The following is a 15,108-nucleotide window of genomic DNA, read 5'->3' on the forward strand; positions in this document are numbered from 1 at the left end:
GAAAGAATGCAATTTATATGCTACTCCAGATGCACGACGTGTCAAAAAGCACGGAAATGGTTAGAGGAAAAAGAGCATTCCTTTGAAGTCAGGGATATCAAAGGAGATAATCCAACCTTTGCGGAACTGCAAACATGGTATAAACTTAGCGGGTTGCCCTTGAAACGTTTCTTTAACACCAGCGGTCAACAGTATAAGAGCTTAAATCTCAAGGATAAGCTGCCTAAGATGACTGAAGAAGAGCAGTTAAAGCTTCTGGCTACAGATGGAATGCTGGTGAAACGCCCCCTTTTGCTGGGGGAGGATTTTGTTCTGACAGGTTTTAAAGAAGCTGAATGGGAAGAGAGATTAAACAAATCATAAGGCCGGCACTGACAAACTCAGTATCCTGATTAATCGGGGATACTGGGTTTGTTTTTTGCACAGAGTATGAATGACAAATCATGGTTGACATCACTTTGGGGTGAATGCTATTCTATAATAGTTTTTGAAAATAATATAAATATTAGAATTCCAACCAATACTACAATAAGGAGCGAAATAATGAAGCTTTCCAGCAAGGACATTTTAATTACAGGATTCGCACTCTTAGCTATGTTTTTTGGGGCAGGCAACCTAATTTTTCCGCCTATGCTTGGTTTGCAAAGTGGAGATCAGCTTTCCTGGGCTTTATTGGGTTTTATTGCTACAGGAGTTGGCTTACCTTTTTTAGGAGTAACTGCGGTGGCGAAAGCCGGCGGGGATTTGGAATTGCTCGCTAATCGGGTTCACCCTGCCTTCAGTAAAATGATCACGACGATTTCTGTTCTCTGTATCGGCCCCCTTCTGGCTATTCCCAGGACCGCCGCCACAACTTATGAAGTAGCGATTGCTCCTGTGACCCAGTCCATCCATCCTCAGCTGGCTTTATTGCTGACATCGGTTGTCTTTTTTATCATTGTCTTATTTTTTGTCCTAAGGCCGGCGAAAATTCTTGATAGTGTGGGTAAAATACTTACTCCCTTTATGCTGGTTTTTTTAACCCTGATCATTTATGTCGGAGTCACCCATCCTTTAGGAACGATGGCTCAAAGCAGCTATACCAATCCCTTTTCCCAAGGGTTTTTAGAAGGTTACAATACCATGGATGCTATCGCCTCGGTGATTTTTGGTATGATCATTGTTAAAGGGATCAAAGATAAAGGGGTTACCGATAACAATCAAATCGCCAGAATCACTATCATAGCAGGGATGATTGCGGCAGCGGGCCTGGGCTTTATCTACATTGGCTTAGCATATATCGGAGCTACGACGGGAACCTTATTTACCGGTACCAATCATGGGCAGATGCTGATCTTTGTCAGTGAATCCCTGTTAGGGGTCCTGGGCCGGACGGTTATTGGTGTCGTGATGGCTCTGGCCTGTCTCACTACGGCGATTGGACTGGTGGCCAGCTGCGGAGAATATTTCAGCCGTTTAACCCATAACCGGGTAAGCTATAATACCGTAGCAATCATTACCACTTTGGTCAGCTTTATTTTGGCGAATATGGGCTTAGCTAACATTCTGAAGATATCCGTACCGCTCTTGGAGTTCGTCTATCCGATCATTATTGTGCTGATTATGCTTGCTCTTCTTCATAACTTCTATAAAGGCAAGCGGGCAGTTTATGTATGGACAACGGGCATTATTGTACTCTTCGTCATCCTTGATACTCTCTATGATTTGGGAGCATCCCTGGGGATTAATCTCGCCTTTATCCGGGATGGACTGAATCTGCTGCCTTTCTATCATTTAGGTTTGGGGTGGCTGGTCCCCGCTGTACTCACCTTAGTTTTAAGTGTAGTCTTTACTGCCAATAAATCCGTCAAGGCCTAGACAACTAATGTTTAACAACAGGGAAATTCTCAGGTAAAGCAGAACTCTTTTTAAGGGTTCTGTTTTCTTTACACTGTCAGAAAGTATAAGCTTGCGCTATATACTTTCTAAGCATAAGGGCAACCAGCGACTTCGCCTCTTTTGTGAGTATAGGCTTAAAGATCGGCGAAGCCGGGTTTTCTTTATGAAAAATTTTAATGATCATGGCAATGAAAAACCCGGGTGAGTTTCTCTAATAGATAGGAAGGGGGGCGGACATGGGGATATTTGGCACCAAGGGAGTCGATAAAAAGACCTATGTGGCTTTGGTCACAGAGTATAAAAGCACAATGTATCGCCTTGCTTTCGGCTATCTCGGCGATGCAGACAAGGCCTTGGAGGCAGTGGATGAAGCTGTCTATTTAGGCTATGTTCATAGAAAAGAGTTGCGGGAACCCGTTTTTTTCAAGACATGGCTGACCCGAATTCTCATCAATGAATGCTATCGGCTGTTGAGAATGGGAAAGCGGGAAGTGATCATGGAAGCTCTGCCGGAGCAAGGGCAATCTTTTCCAGAAGGCACATTATCGCTCAAGATGGCTATACAAGGACTGTCTGAAGACCTCAGAAAGGTCATCGTGCTGCGTTACTTCGGTGGCTATACCATTGCCGATACGGCTGCACTTTTGGGAATTCCGGAGGGGACGGTAGCCACCCGTACACGAAAGGCCCTAAGACTCCTAAGAGTGGAACTGAGCGATCAGGAGGGGGGAGAGCAGTATGACAGAGGATAATCAAGATATGTCAAAGAACAGCCTTAATGGTGGGCAAGGCTGGGAGGCTTTGCTGGCAGAAGCTCATGCTGAACCTGAGGGCTTGGACTTTGTAGAAGAGCGGCTGGAGAACAGAATCGGGCTGAATAAGAGGAAAAAGAGAAGAAAGAGAGCAATTTACAGTTCCCTCTCGACCGTTGCCGCGGCACTGGTGTTCGTCTTTTTGGTCAACACCAATGGGGCTTTTGCCCAGACACTTTCTAGGCTTCCTGTGATCGGCCAACTGATTGAGTATATCCAGTTTGATAAGAGCCTGAGCAGAGCGATAGAAAATGAATATATTCAGGAGGTTGATCTGACCGCCTGGGATGGGGATAAGGGATTAGGCCTGCCTTATGTGCTGGCCGATGCCAAGAATTTGGTGCTCTTTTTTCAGCTTCCCGATGATTTTGAGCTGGCTGCTGATGAGTGGGCCCATATCTATCTTAAGGAGATGAGGGAGGGCAGAACAGGAGAGAAACTTGAAGGTTTTGCCTATACCACCTCCAGTTTGTCTCCAGAGGGAAGGGAAGAAAATCATGGCTTTATCATGCAGCGCTATCACTTTCCTGAAGGTGAGCTGCCTGAACAGATCTCTTTTGATGTGCTTTTGGAGTTGGAAAACCTCCCCCGTGAAAAGAGCGAAGCTCCTGTAGGGGAATTTGCCGAGGATGCTTATGAACACCAGATGCAAGAAATAGGGAGTTTTACCTTTGAAGTCAAATTTAATGAATTTGCTGAGCCCATCGTATCGGAATTTCATGAGCAGCTCAGCATCCGTGGTCAGAGCATCACTCTGGAAGAGATGAGGGTGTACCCGACAGGAACGGAAGTGTCCTTTGCCTTTGCTGATGAGAATACATCCTGGGTCAAAGGTTTGGATTTGACTGTAGCAGAAGAAGGGGAAAGCGTACTGAGAGGCAGTCAGGGGATCAGTGCCATATATAAAGAAGATTACAGCGGCATGACGGTTTTTATCGAATCGGATTATTTTGACAAGCCCAAGGAACAGGAGCTTTGGATTCGGGGCCTGCGTTTGCTGGATAAAGAAGAGGAATTTATTACGGTGGACCTGGAGAAGAAAACCATCACCCCGGCGATTGAGGGCATGGAGCTTAAAGAAGTGATCAAAGGAGAAGAAAAAGCTAACCTGGTGTTTGCCACCAAAGTCATGGGAGAGGAAGCCTTCGGTGCCTTCGCTTTCGATTATCAGGATGAGCAAGGGAACACCTATACACTGAAAAACATGGGCACTTCTTCATCCCAAAATTCCTGGATGGAAACGCACATAACTGTAGACTATCCCGAGTCCGGCCGGATCATCTTGCAAAGAGTATCATCCCCGCTGCTTATCCTGGAAGAGCCAATCCGTATTCCTCTTCCTCAACGTTAAATTAATCTAAGTTCATTAATATTCGTTGTTTTTTGGGGAGGAGAAATAAAAGGGGAAGTAGAATTATATAACTTATAGTGAAATTACTTTTTTGGAAAGGGGAGGAATTAATGAAAATTAACAAGAAACGCTTTGCTATAGCTATCCTATTGATAGCAATCCTTGTCTTAACAGGATGTACAGCAAACCAAAAAGCCATCTTCGATGCCTCAATGAAGATGCAAAAGGTCAATTCCATACAACAGCATATGACACTGTCTATGGAACTCAAGGGTACAGGACTGGACCCCATGATTCAGGAGCAAGTCGATCAAGTGGCGGCGATGCTCAATGACACAAAGATTGAACTTAATCTTAAGACCAAAACCAATGAAAAGCAAACCATGGTTCAATCCCAGGCAGATATGAATTTCAGTATGCCGGGACTGGAGATGAAGATGCCCCTCTGGATCGACATGGATCTCACAGGAGATCAGCCTAAGTTTTTGGAGATCATTCAAATGCCCCTCATGGCTAAAGCATCCTTGCCGCCTGAGTACATGAGCAAAGAGTATATGGTTATGGACCTTGCCAATACGAGCAGCTCAGAATTAGCTCCGATGGATATGACCAAGCTGATGGACTTCAGTGTGAACTTTCAAACCAAGTGGACGGACTTTTTGATAAGTTATGCTGACCGTTTTAACCCTGGCCTGGAGGTCGTCAGTGTGCCCGTTCAGGATCCTTCCATCCAGAAATACGCCATTCACCTTGATGACAAAGCATTTAAAGCTTTGTTAAGCTACACTGTCAATAATTTTGCCCAAGATAAAGAAGCCCAAGGCTTTTTGAATGATTATTTCCAAGCTGTTCTCGATCTGAGCGGCGGGGCCTCCTCTTTCGAAGGTGCCCTGGATGCTGAAGAGATGTTTGGCGACTCGGAAAGCTCTGCAGAGGCTTTAAGCCAGTTCAATGCGATCTTAGACTCCCTGCAGGATGTAACTCTGGTCGGAGAGAGCGGTATTCAATTGATCTACACCATTTCCGATGGTTACATTACCCAGACTGAAGGAAGCTTTGATCTGCAGATTGATTTGGCCCAAATGGCAGGCTTGTTGAATATTCCCAGTGAAGATGAGGAATCAACAGAAGTCAGCGGCATCCTGAATTTTATCATTAACTATAAGGCAGAGAATTCCAATATCAATCAACCTCTTGATATCCAAATTCCGGAATTAAGCACGGAGAACTCTTTCGACTACTTTGAATTTATGGAGGCCTCTTTGTCTGCGCTGGAGAACGTTGAGGTAGGCGTTGAGGAAGTTATTCAAGAACCTGCTCCGGAACCCGGCCCGGAACCTGTTCCACCGGCAGCCAATTCTTCTGAGGAGTCCGTTGCAGCGGCATCCGCACCTACGGATTATACAGTGCAGCCGGGCGATACATTAGCGACGATCGCGCTTAATCACTACGGAAGCTATGAACAGCATGCCGGCATCTACCAAGCCAATTTGGCAGCTTTTAAGAAGAATGGCAACCGGCTGGATGCAGGAATGGTCCTGACTCTTCCGGCTGAAGGACTGCTTGCACCATTGCCTGCGGAGAACGTAAAGCAAGTCTATACAGTAAAAGCAGGGGATACTTTAGGGAGCATAGCTAAACAAATCTACGGTGACAGTTCCCTCTATACCAAAATCTATGAAGCCAATCAAGAAAGATTAAAGAGCCCCAACCTGATTTTTGAAGGGCAAAAGCTGGTAATCCCTAACTGAAGTTTTTAAATAGTGCATAGAAAGACTGCTTTAAAGAGAGTGAATCTACCTTCGGGTAAATCACTCTCTTTTGGCAATTTATGGCGCTGTCCGCCCAACTGGCGGCCCTATCCTGAAAAAGGCAGCGGCAGAGGGTGGATAAGAATTCTGACACAAAAAGAAAAGATTAAAAGGAAATAAGCTGACCCAGAGAGAATAAATATAAAGTAAATTTCGAAATTTGGAAATTCGGGTATAAGCAGAAAAGAGCAAAGAAATGATGAGCAGAGAGGATTAAAGAGACAAAGTCCATGAAGAGGAGGATGAGGATGAATTTAGAGCAGGCTTTCCATGAAAGCTCCGCAGGCCTGTTGGTTACCGATGCAGACTTTAAAGTGATCTGGGCCAACCATTTCGAAGAAGAGTTCTATAATAAGCCGGTTATTGGCCTGGAAGTGGTGGATTGTCATCGGTCCGAGAACAGAGAGAAGATTAGTGAATTCCTCGCTCAGTTTAAAGCCGGAGCGATGAAAGAATTTACGAAAACTGCTGTGGGAATGATTATTACCTATAGCAGCTATACAGTAGACGGCGAGTTCGCCGGATTAGTCAGGACGAGAATTCGGCTGCCCAAGTGAATTCGGTTATCTATTATAACGAAGCCCCTCAGGATATGTTTGATATCTTGAGGGGCTTTCGTTATATATAAAAAAAGATTGACTAAACGTTCATAGTGTATATAATGAATATATACACTATGAACTTAGATAACAGGGAGGTGATCCGTTGGATATTATCATCAGCAACTCCAGTGGGAAGCCTATATATGAGCAAATCACGTCTCAAATCAAAAATCTGATTATCACAGGAGAGCTTAAGCCTGGGGAGGCCCTGCCCTCTATGCGTCTTTTAGCTAAAGAACTGCGTATTAGTGTGATTACGACGAAAAGAGCTTATGAGGATTTGGAACGGGATGGGTTTATCCAGTCCATCATGGGGAAGGGAAGCTTTGTCGCTGCGCAAAATACAGAGTTTATACGAGAAGAGCATTTGCGGAAGGTGGAAGAATACCTGCAAAAAGCTATTGAGACGGCTAAACTCTCAGATATATCACTGGAAGAGCTTATGGAGATCACGGCCATGCTTTATAAGGAAGGGGAGGAATAAATGGAAAATGTCCTCGAAACAAAGAATCTATCGAAAAGATATCAGGAGTTTGAATTGAAGAATGTCAGCTTTTCCTTACCCAAGGGCTGCATTATGGGGTTAGTCGGGGAGAATGGAGCGGGAAAAAGCACAACCATTAAGCTGCTGCTCAACTTAATCCGGCGTGATGGGGGAGAGGTGAAGATCTTAGGCAAGGATAATTTGAACCATGAGAAGGAGATCAAGGAAGACATAGGAGTTGTGTTTGATGAGAGCAACTTTCCGGATAATATGAATGCCGCGGATATATCCCTGGTGATGAACAATATCTATAGGAACTGGGATCAGAAGCTTTTTGACGGTTATCTGCGGAGATTTAGTTTGCCGCCCCAGAAAAAGGTCAAAGATTATTCCAGGGGTATGAAAATGAAGCTGTCTATCGCTGCGGCCTTGTCTCATCACCCTAAATTCTTGATTCTTGATGAACCCACCAGTGGTTTGGATCCCATGGTGCGGGAAGAAATTCTGGATATTTTTCTGGAGTTTATCCAGGACGAAGAACATTCTATCTTGATCTCCTCGCATATCATCAGTGATCTAGAGAAAATTGCCGACTATATTACGTTCATTCATAAAGGGAAAATATTATTCAGCGAGGCCAAGGATCAGCTTCTTGAGGATTATGGGATTCTCAAGTGCAGCCATACGGAATTGGATCAACTGGATAAAGGGTTGATCATGGGCTATCGGAAAAATCAGTTTGGCGTTGAAGCTCTGGTCAAAAGAAAAAAGCTCAAAGGCAAATTCCTGATCGATTCAGCAGGAATCGAGGATATTATGCTGTTTTATAGCAGGGGGGTAGGGAAATGAAAGGATTGATTATTAAGGATATCTTTGCCTTAAGACAGCAAGGTAAAATACTTTTGGCATTGCTGGTGTTCTATGCCGTCTATTCAGTCGTATTTCAAAATCTAAGTATGCTGGCAGGCATGATCGTTCTCCTCTGTGTTATGCTGCCTGTCACGACCATGGCTTATGATGAAAAAAGCAAATGGGATAAATATGCGCTATCTATGCCCATCCCCAGAAAAACCATTGTCCTCAGCAAATATTTGTTTGCGATCATAGCTGAATTTTTGGCAGTGATTATAATTGGCATTCTCGGTGGGATCATCGTCTTTTTTACAGGTGAAATGGTCATCGGGGAGATGCTCGTCATGACCTTGGCCTTAGGTGGAGCTGGTTTGTTCTTTCTCGCCCTTGTCCTGCCCATACTTTTTAAATTTGGTGTGGAAAAGGCCCGATTTATTATGCTGCTGGCGTTTTTTATTCCCTCAATGATTGTTATGATGCTTCCCCAGCTGGGGATTGAGCCTCCCAGTGCTCAAACCCTAAGATTTTTAGGATATCTATCACCTCTGATTGTGGCAGGTCTGCTCCTGTTTTCTGTGAAAATCTCCATTGGTATCTATAATAAAAAAGAGTTTTAGCCCTTTGCTCGGAAGGGGCTGGGAGCCGTTGAAGAGGAGGATCTTTGGACTGATGTTCAGAGATCCCTTTTGTGTTTGAGGATGGAGATTCCCTTTATTTGGCATACTAACTCAATAATAGTTATCTATAGAAACATTCAAGAAGGTCAGGGAAGTGTATGCTTAAGGAATTGATTCAAAAAGCCCTCTCTCAAGGGAATGAAAAAAATGCCAATGAAAAAGATCAATGGGAAGTCCAGGCTAAGGCTTTGGATCATTCCCTTCAGGAAAACCTGCAAAGTTTGCAGCAGATCTTTGAGCGGTGTGGTGATATTACTTTCCGGGAATTTAAGATTAATGCTGGTGAGTCCATCGATGCCGCACTGATTTATTTCCAGGAAATTACTGATGCCAAAAAAATTTCCGAGTATATGCTGGGGCCGATAATGATGCATGAAACATCTGGGGCGGCTGACGATGGTCAGCCGGTTGCTGAGAAAATCGTTGACTTTGTCCGGAATCACTTAAGCACAGCGGCCAATGTGGAAACGGCCCGGGACATAGGCGAACTAACCAAAGGGATATTGGACTCTAAGGTGGCTTTACTTATCGAGGGAGCGCCGGCTGCCTTATTGATGGATGCTCATGGGGAAAGAGCGAGGAGTATAGCAGAGCCTGATTCAGAGCCGGTGGTCAGGGGACCTAAAGACGGCTTCGTGGAATGTTTAGCCACCAATGTCATGCTGCTGCGCCGCCGCATACGCACCAGCCGCTTTAAGATGGAGGCCTTCGAGATAGGTGAGCTGACCCGCACGAAAGTAGGTGTCTGCTATATTCAGGGAATCGCTGATAATAAAATCGTGGAAGAAGTAAAGATCCGTCTGCACAGGATTAAAATAGATGGAGTTCTGGCCAGCGGCTATATCGAAGAAATGATTCAGGATGAATCCCTATCGAATTTTCCTTTGATCTTCACCACGGAACGTCCTGACCGGGTCGCGGGCTGTTTGCTGGAGGGCAGAGTCGCTATTATGGTGGACAATACTCCTGTGAGCCTGGTGGTGCCCTGCACTTTTATGACACTGCTGCAGGCCTCTGAGGACTATTTTACGACTGCCGAATTTTCCACCTTTATTCGTATTTTGCGTTTTATCGGCCTCAATTTCTCTCTGATGCTCCCGGCCTTAACGGTGGCTGTTTTTTCCTTTCATCAGGAATTGATTCCCCTGCCCTTGCTCGCCACTGTGGCAGGCGCCCGCCAGGAATTGCCTTTTCCCATTTTTCTGGAGATTCTTGCTATGGAAATAACCTTTGAATTGCTGCGGGAAGCAGGGGTCCGCCTTCCTAAAACCATAGGCCAGGCGATTAGCACCGTAGGGGGTATTGTCATTGGCCAAGCTGCGGTAAACGCCGGTTTTGTGTCGCCCTTATCCGTAATTGTCGTGGCTTTGACCGCTATTTCCTCCTTTACGATTCCTAATTATCCGGCCGGGACGTCTATTCGTATCCTGCGCTTTTTCCTTTTGGTATGTTCGGCTATTTTAGGAATCGTAGGAGTTATGTTTGCTCTTATGTTTATTCTTTTTCATCTCAACAGTTTAAGATCCTTTGGAGTGCCTTATCTTACCCCCTTTGCGCCCTATAGCCTCAAAGATCTTAAAGACACCGTCGTTCGTGCGCCCTGGTGGGCGATGCTCGCCCGTCCCCGTTTGGTGAATGAGGGGACGGAACGTCAGGCAAGGAATCAGGGGCCCCAAAAGCCGGATCAAGAGGGAGGGGACTCTCATCGATAGAGTGCGCATATCTGCTTCACAATTTGCCGTGCTTTTGTTTTTAACGATTATGGCGACGGCTGTTCTTGTCGTCCCCAGTATTACGGCTAAGACGGCCGGTCAGTCAGCCTGGATGGTACCTGCTCTGGCAGCGGGATTGGGATGTCTCACTCTATGGCTGACGACAAAGCTCAACCGGCGTTTTCCGGAAAAGAACTTAATCCAATACAGCAGGACTATCGCCGGAAAGTATCTGGGGAAAATGATCGGGATCGGCTATATGATCTTTTTCTTGGTGTTTAGTTTCTTGATTGTACAACAGGTTGCTGAAGTTCTGTATTTTTTTCTTTTGAAAAATACTCCTCCCTGGTTTCTCGCTCTTTGTTTTATATTGGTTTGCAGTTACGGTGTTTTCCAGGGGATTGAAGTGATCGCCCGTACCGCTCAATTTGTGCTGCCCCTGTTTGTGCTCAGCTTTCTTAGCATTGTATTTTTTGCTTTTCAAGATATGCAGCTGAAAGAATTAATGCCTTTGCTGGAAGGAGGAATGTATCCCATCATCAGGGCGTCCGTAGTTCCGGGTTCCTGGTTTGGTGAATGCATCATTCTGGCTTTTCTGTTTCCCCACATCCATAAGCAAAAAGAGATTTTTCGACAAGGCTTTTGGGCTATCCTGGCCGCCGCAGTTTTCTTTACCGGGAATATACTCTTAACCGTGCTTATTTTGGGTCCGGAATTAACGGCCAACTACGATTTACCCTTTTGGCTGGTCATTCGTTTTATTGAAGTTGGAAGCACTTTTCTGCGCATTGAGACGGTCATCGTTTTTCTCTGGATTTCCGCAGTTGTCGTGAAGTTTACCCTCATTTATTATTTAGGGTGTGTCACGACCGCCGAAGTATTTGGCTGGAAATCCTATCAACGGATTGTAATTCCTTTTGGGTTAGTTCTCGCCGCAGCTTCCAATTTTCTTTTGAACAATTCGATGGAGTTAAATTCATTCTTAAGCAACTATTGGCCGCCTTTTGCCTATGTTTTTGAACTGGTGATACCAGGTCTGTTATTGGCGGCGGCTGTACTCCTTAAGAAAGGAAGAAAGGCACAGTGAAGAAGAAGGCTCATGGTTTATTAGTGATCAGCCTGTTGGCAAGCGTCCTCCTGATGAACGGATGTTGGGACAGCAGGGAAGTGGAGGACTTAGCTGTATCAACTCTTGTTGCCTGGGATCGAGTTACCGTCGAGGGGAAGGATCTATGGCAGATTTCCACCCGCATCCTGGATTTGAGAGTACCTCAGGGCAGTGGGGGAAAAAAAGATTCAAGTGCGCGGGAGCTCCTGCTGAAAGGGACCGGAATTACGATCCAAGATGCTTTTAATAATCTGGTCAAGCGCTTGCCGGCTACGGATTTTGTTGAGCATAATGTGGCGATTATTATTGGGGAAAGAGTGGCCCGGGAAGAACTTCCCAATATCATGAGTGCGGACCTGCGCTTGCCCTTCTCCCGTATCAGTGTTGATATGTTTGTTTGTGAAGGGGAGGCTTATAAAATATTGCAGGCAGAACCGGAATTGAGTTCAACTTTGTCAAAAGAGGTGCGCAAGATTGCTGATAAAACCATGGAAGAAAGCGGAGCTGCTCTTAAAATGACCGCATTGGATTTCAGTAAGCAGCTTATTCGCAAGGACCGGGATACAGTATTGCCCCGCATCAGAATTTATTCCAAGCAGGAGGGAGAGGAAAGCGTCGAAACCTCTGTAGAGATTCAGGGATTTGGAGTGATTCGTGACTCAGAGCTGGTTGGGTGGCTGGAGGACGAAGAAGCTTTAGGGTATGTTCTCAGCGTGGGACGTCCGACGAATCCGGAAATCCCTCTGGCAGTGACGGTGGGAGATGTTCTCTTCAGTTTTTATATGACCAATACCAAGGGGCAGATCTCCTCAGGGCTGGTGGAGGGAAAACCCAAGTTTACCATCCATATCAAAGCCGACGGTGTAGTCCACGAGGCAAGCGTACCTATGCTGAATGAAGAGGATCGGCCGGTCTTGGAAAAAGCTATTGAGGAAAAGATTATAGATGTGGTCTGGAAAACTGTCGCTAAGGCGAGAGAATGTGATGCTGATATTTTCGGCTTTAACGAACACCTGCATCGATATCACCTCAAAGAATGGAAGACCATTGCTCCTGAATGGCGCAGTTATTTTAGAGATGCTGAAATTGAAGTGGAAGTAGATGCGGAAATTAAGGCTTTCGGTACATCCAACACTGGGTTTGATTTTTAAAACGATCAGGCAAGGGTCAAGACGGTTTCTCCTTCTTTCGACATGGAAATTTACAGCGAAAAATTATACAATAGAAGAGATTGATTTTTAAAACAAGATGCAGAGGAGAAAGAGGAACGCTATGCAAGGAGTTACAGAAAGCCGCCAAGACAAAATGGGGCAGAAACATCTGGGCCGGAAGGGCCTTATTGCCTTTATCGTATTGATGAACATGTTTATCCCTTTATCTATGGACCTCTATCTGCCGGCCTTGCCGAAGATGAATGAGTATTTCGGCAGCAGTGCCGCCATCACCAATTTAACCCTAAGCCTGTTTTTTTTGTTTTATGCTATAGCCATTCTCGTCTGGGGACCGTTAAGCGATCGATACGGCCGGAAGCCGATCATCATGGTGGGGAGCGCTATTTATATTGTCAGCAGCATTGCCTGTGCCCTATCCACTAACATCACCCTCTTGATTATTTCCCGGGCTTGTCAGGGAATTGGTTCAGGAGGGATTACCTCCGCCTCCATGGCGATCATCAAAGATTGCTTTACAGGGAAAAGCAGAGAAACCATTCTGGCCGTGACCCAAGCGATTTCAGGACTGGCGCCTATGCTTGCCCCTATAGTCGGCGCCTGGATTTTGTATTTTACCGACTGGCGGGGGTCCTTCTGGCTATTGGCTTTCATTAGTGTCATCAATTTAGTATTGACGATCCTCTATCAGGAAACATTAAGGGAAGAGGAGCGCTACCGGGGCAGCCTGATCGGCTCCTGGAGCCGTTTAGCGGTGGTGGCCGGCAATAAAAGCTTTATCATCCCCACCCTTATTTTCGCTTTAGGCTCTATCCACTTTATGGGCTATATCGCTGTGTCCTCCTATGTTTATATCGATTACTTCGGTCTCAGCGAGCAAATGTACAGTTATTTTTTTGCAGCCAATGCCTTTATCTCCATTTTAGGGCCGGCCATCTATATTCGTTTCTTTCTTAATTTTAATAAGAAGAGGTTAGCCGTTCTCTGCTTTGGTTTATCTGCCTTAAGTGGAATTCTGATTATGACCCTGGGGCAGTTGTCTCCCTATATCTTTTTAATGGGAATTGTTTTGATGTCCCTGGCAGGAACCGTCATGCGTCCTTTCAGCACAAATATTCTCATGGAACAGCAAAAAGGAGATGCTGGCTCCATGTCCTCTATTCTCAATATGTCCTTTACTTTATTCGGCAGTTTGGGTATGGCCATCGCCTCCATCTCCTGGGGAAATATCGTAGCGGGCCTGGGAGCACTGATTGCCGTGGGTTCAGGGATTTCCATACTGGCTTGGTACGCCTTCATGAAGTCCGATATTCCTTGTGCCGGCGTCAAAGACAGTCAGTAATCTGAAGTGAATAGAGCCGGGGTGGGTAAGGTATGGTGGATCAAAACATCAGAGCCTTTCTGGGAATTGACTTTACCGAGGAAGTGAAAGATGAAATCCATGAATTGCAGCAGAACTTGAAAGGTTATGCCTTAAAAGGGCGATGGAAGGGGCGGGATAATTTTCATCTTACCTTAAAGTTTTTGGCTCAAATCTCTTTTGCTCAAAAAGCTCAGATAGATGAATCCCTGCAGAGCTTATGCCGCAAGGAAAAACCCTTTAATTTAGAGTTGAAGGGTCTGGGAGTATTCGGCGGCAAAGAATCCTGCCGGGTGCTATGGCTGGGCTTAGCCGGTGATATGCAGGATTTGAGATCCCTCCATAAAAAAGTGGATCAGGTTCTGACCCCTCTGGGCTTTCCTCCCGAAAGAAGGCCCTTTAGTCCACATATTACTCTGGGACAGGATATTGTGTTTGCAGGCGGTTTTGAGGAAATCCAGGCAAAGGTCGGAGGTTTTGAGTTCACTCCAACTCATGTAGAAAGGATTCACCTCTTTAAAAGTGAGCAAGTTCAGTTCAAAAGAATCTATACAAAGCTCGCGGATTATTCCCTGGGTTAATGAATCGTTGAGTTGTTATCAATATCGCCATATGCATGCAAAAGGAGCCGCGACAGCAGTTGTTGCAGCTCCTTTATTCATATCTCACAGGGGTGCGCCCTGAAGAGTCTATTGTTTGAGCATATCTTTCAGTATGGTTTCCAAGGTACTCTTCTTCAAGGGTCCCCGGTACCCGGTTACAATATATCCTTCCCCATCGATGAACAGGGTGGTGGGAATGGTGGAAACCCCATAGACAGAGGCGGCTTGATGGTTTTTATCCAGATAAATAGGGAAATCATACCCCTCTTTATCCACAAAGGCTTGGCCGGATTCTTCGGTTTCCCGCTGGCCGTCTACCAGATCCACCATCAGAAAGGCTACATCATCCTTATATTGGGCATAAACTTCGTTAAAATGGGGCATTTCCTCACGGCAGGGAGGGCACCAGGAGGCCCAGAAATTCAAGACCACAGGCTTCCCGCGAAAGTCGGATAATCTATGTTCGGTACCGTCGGTCCCATAGACAGTGAAATTGGGCGCTTCTGTTTTCTTTTCTTCCTGTGCAGCAGGATCTGCGGACTGGGCATCCGGCTTATCCTGGCCCTGAGTCATCGGCTCCTGAGTGGGGCCATAGTTTTCAGACAAAGAGGAGTAGGCCGTATAGGCGATCCCCAGGAACAGGACAAAGGCAATGATGCCCAGAATTAATTTGGTTTTACTATTCATAAT

General features: G+C 45.6%; 15 protein-coding genes. 14 read left to right on the plus strand and 1 reads right to left on the minus strand.

Going from position 1 to position 15,108, the window contains the following annotated elements; all coding sequences use genetic code 11:
- The first annotated feature begins 6 nt into the window (after nt 1-6).
- The 14 genes from DHAF_RS11260 (at nt 7) to thpR (ending at nt 14,397) form a co-directional block, all read left to right on the plus strand.
- Nucleotides 7-363: an arsenate reductase family protein gene (locus DHAF_RS11260; protein ID WP_011459556.1), complete on the plus strand. Its 357-nt coding sequence runs from the start codon at nt 7-9 to the stop codon at nt 361-363.
- 180 nt (nt 364-543) lie between these two features.
- Nucleotides 544-1,857 (plus strand): branched-chain amino acid transport system II carrier protein, encoded by a 1,314-nt coding sequence (gene brnQ / locus DHAF_RS11265; protein WP_011459557.1) that lies wholly within the window; start codon nt 544-546, stop codon nt 1,855-1,857.
- A gap of 257 nt (nt 1,858-2,114) precedes the next feature.
- Nucleotides 2,115-2,630 carry a sigma-70 family RNA polymerase sigma factor gene (locus tag DHAF_RS11270; RefSeq protein WP_005814454.1) on the plus strand — a complete coding sequence of 172 codons (516 nt, stop codon included), beginning with the start codon at nt 2,115-2,117 and terminating at the stop codon, nt 2,628-2,630.
- On the plus strand, nt 2,617-4,041 hold the full coding sequence (locus DHAF_RS11275) for a DUF4179 domain-containing protein (RefSeq protein ID WP_011459558.1): 1,425 nt from the start codon (nt 2,617-2,619) through the stop codon (nt 4,039-4,041). The genes DHAF_RS11270 and DHAF_RS11275 overlap by 14 nt, the downstream gene beginning before the upstream one ends.
- Before the next feature lie 110 nt (nt 4,042-4,151).
- Complete coding sequence (locus tag DHAF_RS11280; protein ID WP_015943955.1) at nt 4,152-5,792, plus strand: LysM peptidoglycan-binding domain-containing protein; 1,641 nt, start codon at nt 4,152-4,154, stop codon at nt 5,790-5,792.
- 308 nt (nt 5,793-6,100) lie between these two features.
- Nucleotides 6,101-6,409: a hypothetical protein gene (locus tag DHAF_RS11285; RefSeq protein ID WP_015943956.1), complete on the plus strand. Its 309-nt coding sequence runs from the start codon at nt 6,101-6,103 to the stop codon at nt 6,407-6,409.
- A gap of 148 nt (nt 6,410-6,557) precedes the next feature.
- Complete coding sequence (locus tag DHAF_RS11290; RefSeq protein ID WP_005814465.1) at nt 6,558-6,938, plus strand: GntR family transcriptional regulator; 381 nt, start codon at nt 6,558-6,560, stop codon at nt 6,936-6,938.
- Entirely contained in the window at nt 6,939-7,787 is an 849-nt protein-coding gene (locus DHAF_RS11295) for an ABC transporter ATP-binding protein (RefSeq protein WP_015943957.1), read from the plus strand.
- Nucleotides 7,784-8,407: an ABC-2 transporter permease gene (locus DHAF_RS11300; protein ID WP_011459560.1), complete on the plus strand. Its 624-nt coding sequence runs from the start codon at nt 7,784-7,786 to the stop codon at nt 8,405-8,407. Before DHAF_RS11295 ends, DHAF_RS11300 begins: the two co-directional genes overlap by 4 nt.
- Nucleotides 8,408-8,565: 158 nt before the next feature.
- Nucleotides 8,566-10,179 carry a spore germination protein gene (locus DHAF_RS11305; RefSeq protein ID WP_015943958.1) on the plus strand — a complete coding sequence of 538 codons (1,614 nt, stop codon included), beginning with the start codon at nt 8,566-8,568 and terminating at the stop codon, nt 10,177-10,179.
- 1 nt (nt 10,180) lies between these two features.
- Entirely contained in the window at nt 10,181-11,266 is a 1,086-nt protein-coding gene (locus tag DHAF_RS11310; protein ID WP_015943959.1) for a GerAB/ArcD/ProY family transporter, read from the plus strand.
- Nucleotides 11,263-12,438, plus strand: a complete 1,176-nt coding sequence (locus tag DHAF_RS11315) for a Ger(x)C family spore germination protein (RefSeq protein WP_011459563.1) — start codon at nt 11,263-11,265, stop codon at nt 12,436-12,438. The genes DHAF_RS11310 and DHAF_RS11315 overlap by 4 nt, the downstream gene beginning before the upstream one ends.
- Nucleotides 12,439-12,559: 121 nt before the next feature.
- On the plus strand, nt 12,560-13,798 hold the full coding sequence (locus DHAF_RS11320; protein ID WP_015943960.1) for a multidrug effflux MFS transporter: 1,239 nt from the start codon (nt 12,560-12,562) through the stop codon (nt 13,796-13,798).
- A 32-nt stretch (nt 13,799-13,830) separates the two neighbouring features.
- Nucleotides 13,831-14,397, plus strand: a complete 567-nt coding sequence (gene thpR, locus DHAF_RS11325) for an RNA 2',3'-cyclic phosphodiesterase (RefSeq protein WP_015943961.1) — start codon at nt 13,831-13,833, stop codon at nt 14,395-14,397.
- A 108-nt stretch (nt 14,398-14,505) separates the two neighbouring features.
- Here the strand turns inward: thpR and DHAF_RS11330 are convergent, their stop codons facing one another.
- Nucleotides 14,506-15,105, minus strand: a complete 600-nt coding sequence (locus tag DHAF_RS11330; RefSeq protein WP_011459566.1) for a TlpA family protein disulfide reductase — start codon at nt 15,103-15,105, stop codon at nt 14,506-14,508.
- Nucleotides 15,106-15,108 lie beyond the last annotated feature (3 nt).

The sequence above is a fragment of the Desulfitobacterium hafniense DCB-2 genome (assembly GCF_000021925.1).
GTDB classification, from domain to species: domain Bacteria; phylum Bacillota; class Desulfitobacteriia; order Desulfitobacteriales; family Desulfitobacteriaceae; genus Desulfitobacterium; species Desulfitobacterium hafniense.

What these genes read in the sequence shown, in the direction of transcription:
- DHAF_RS11260 (WP_011459556.1), top strand. Translation starts at nt 7, where the DNA reads ATGCAATTTATATGCTACTCCAGATGCACGACGTGTCAAAAAGCACGG.
- brnQ (WP_011459557.1), top strand. Translation starts at nt 544, where the DNA reads ATGAAGCTTTCCAGCAAGGACATTTTAATTACAGGATTCGCACTCTTA.
- DHAF_RS11270 (WP_005814454.1), top strand. Translation starts at nt 2,115, where the DNA reads ATGGGGATATTTGGCACCAAGGGAGTCGATAAAAAGACCTATGTGGCT.
- DHAF_RS11275 (WP_011459558.1), top strand. Translation starts at nt 2,617, where the DNA reads ATGACAGAGGATAATCAAGATATGTCAAAGAACAGCCTTAATGGTGGG.
- DHAF_RS11280 (WP_015943955.1), top strand. Translation starts at nt 4,152, where the DNA reads ATGAAAATTAACAAGAAACGCTTTGCTATAGCTATCCTATTGATAGCA.
- DHAF_RS11285 (WP_015943956.1), top strand. Translation starts at nt 6,101, where the DNA reads ATGAATTTAGAGCAGGCTTTCCATGAAAGCTCCGCAGGCCTGTTGGTT.
- DHAF_RS11295 (WP_015943957.1), top strand. Translation starts at nt 6,939, where the DNA reads ATGGAAAATGTCCTCGAAACAAAGAATCTATCGAAAAGATATCAGGAG.
- DHAF_RS11300 (WP_011459560.1), top strand. Translation starts at nt 7,784, where the DNA reads ATGAAAGGATTGATTATTAAGGATATCTTTGCCTTAAGACAGCAAGGT.
- DHAF_RS11305 (WP_015943958.1), top strand. Translation starts at nt 8,566, where the DNA reads ATGCTTAAGGAATTGATTCAAAAAGCCCTCTCTCAAGGGAATGAAAAA.
- DHAF_RS11320 (WP_015943960.1), top strand. Translation starts at nt 12,560, where the DNA reads ATGCAAGGAGTTACAGAAAGCCGCCAAGACAAAATGGGGCAGAAACAT.
- thpR (WP_015943961.1), top strand. Translation starts at nt 13,831, where the DNA reads ATGGTGGATCAAAACATCAGAGCCTTTCTGGGAATTGACTTTACCGAG.
- DHAF_RS11330 (WP_011459566.1), bottom strand. Translation starts at nt 15,105, where the DNA reads ATGAATAGTAAAACCAAATTAATTCTGGGCATCATTGCCTTTGTCCTG.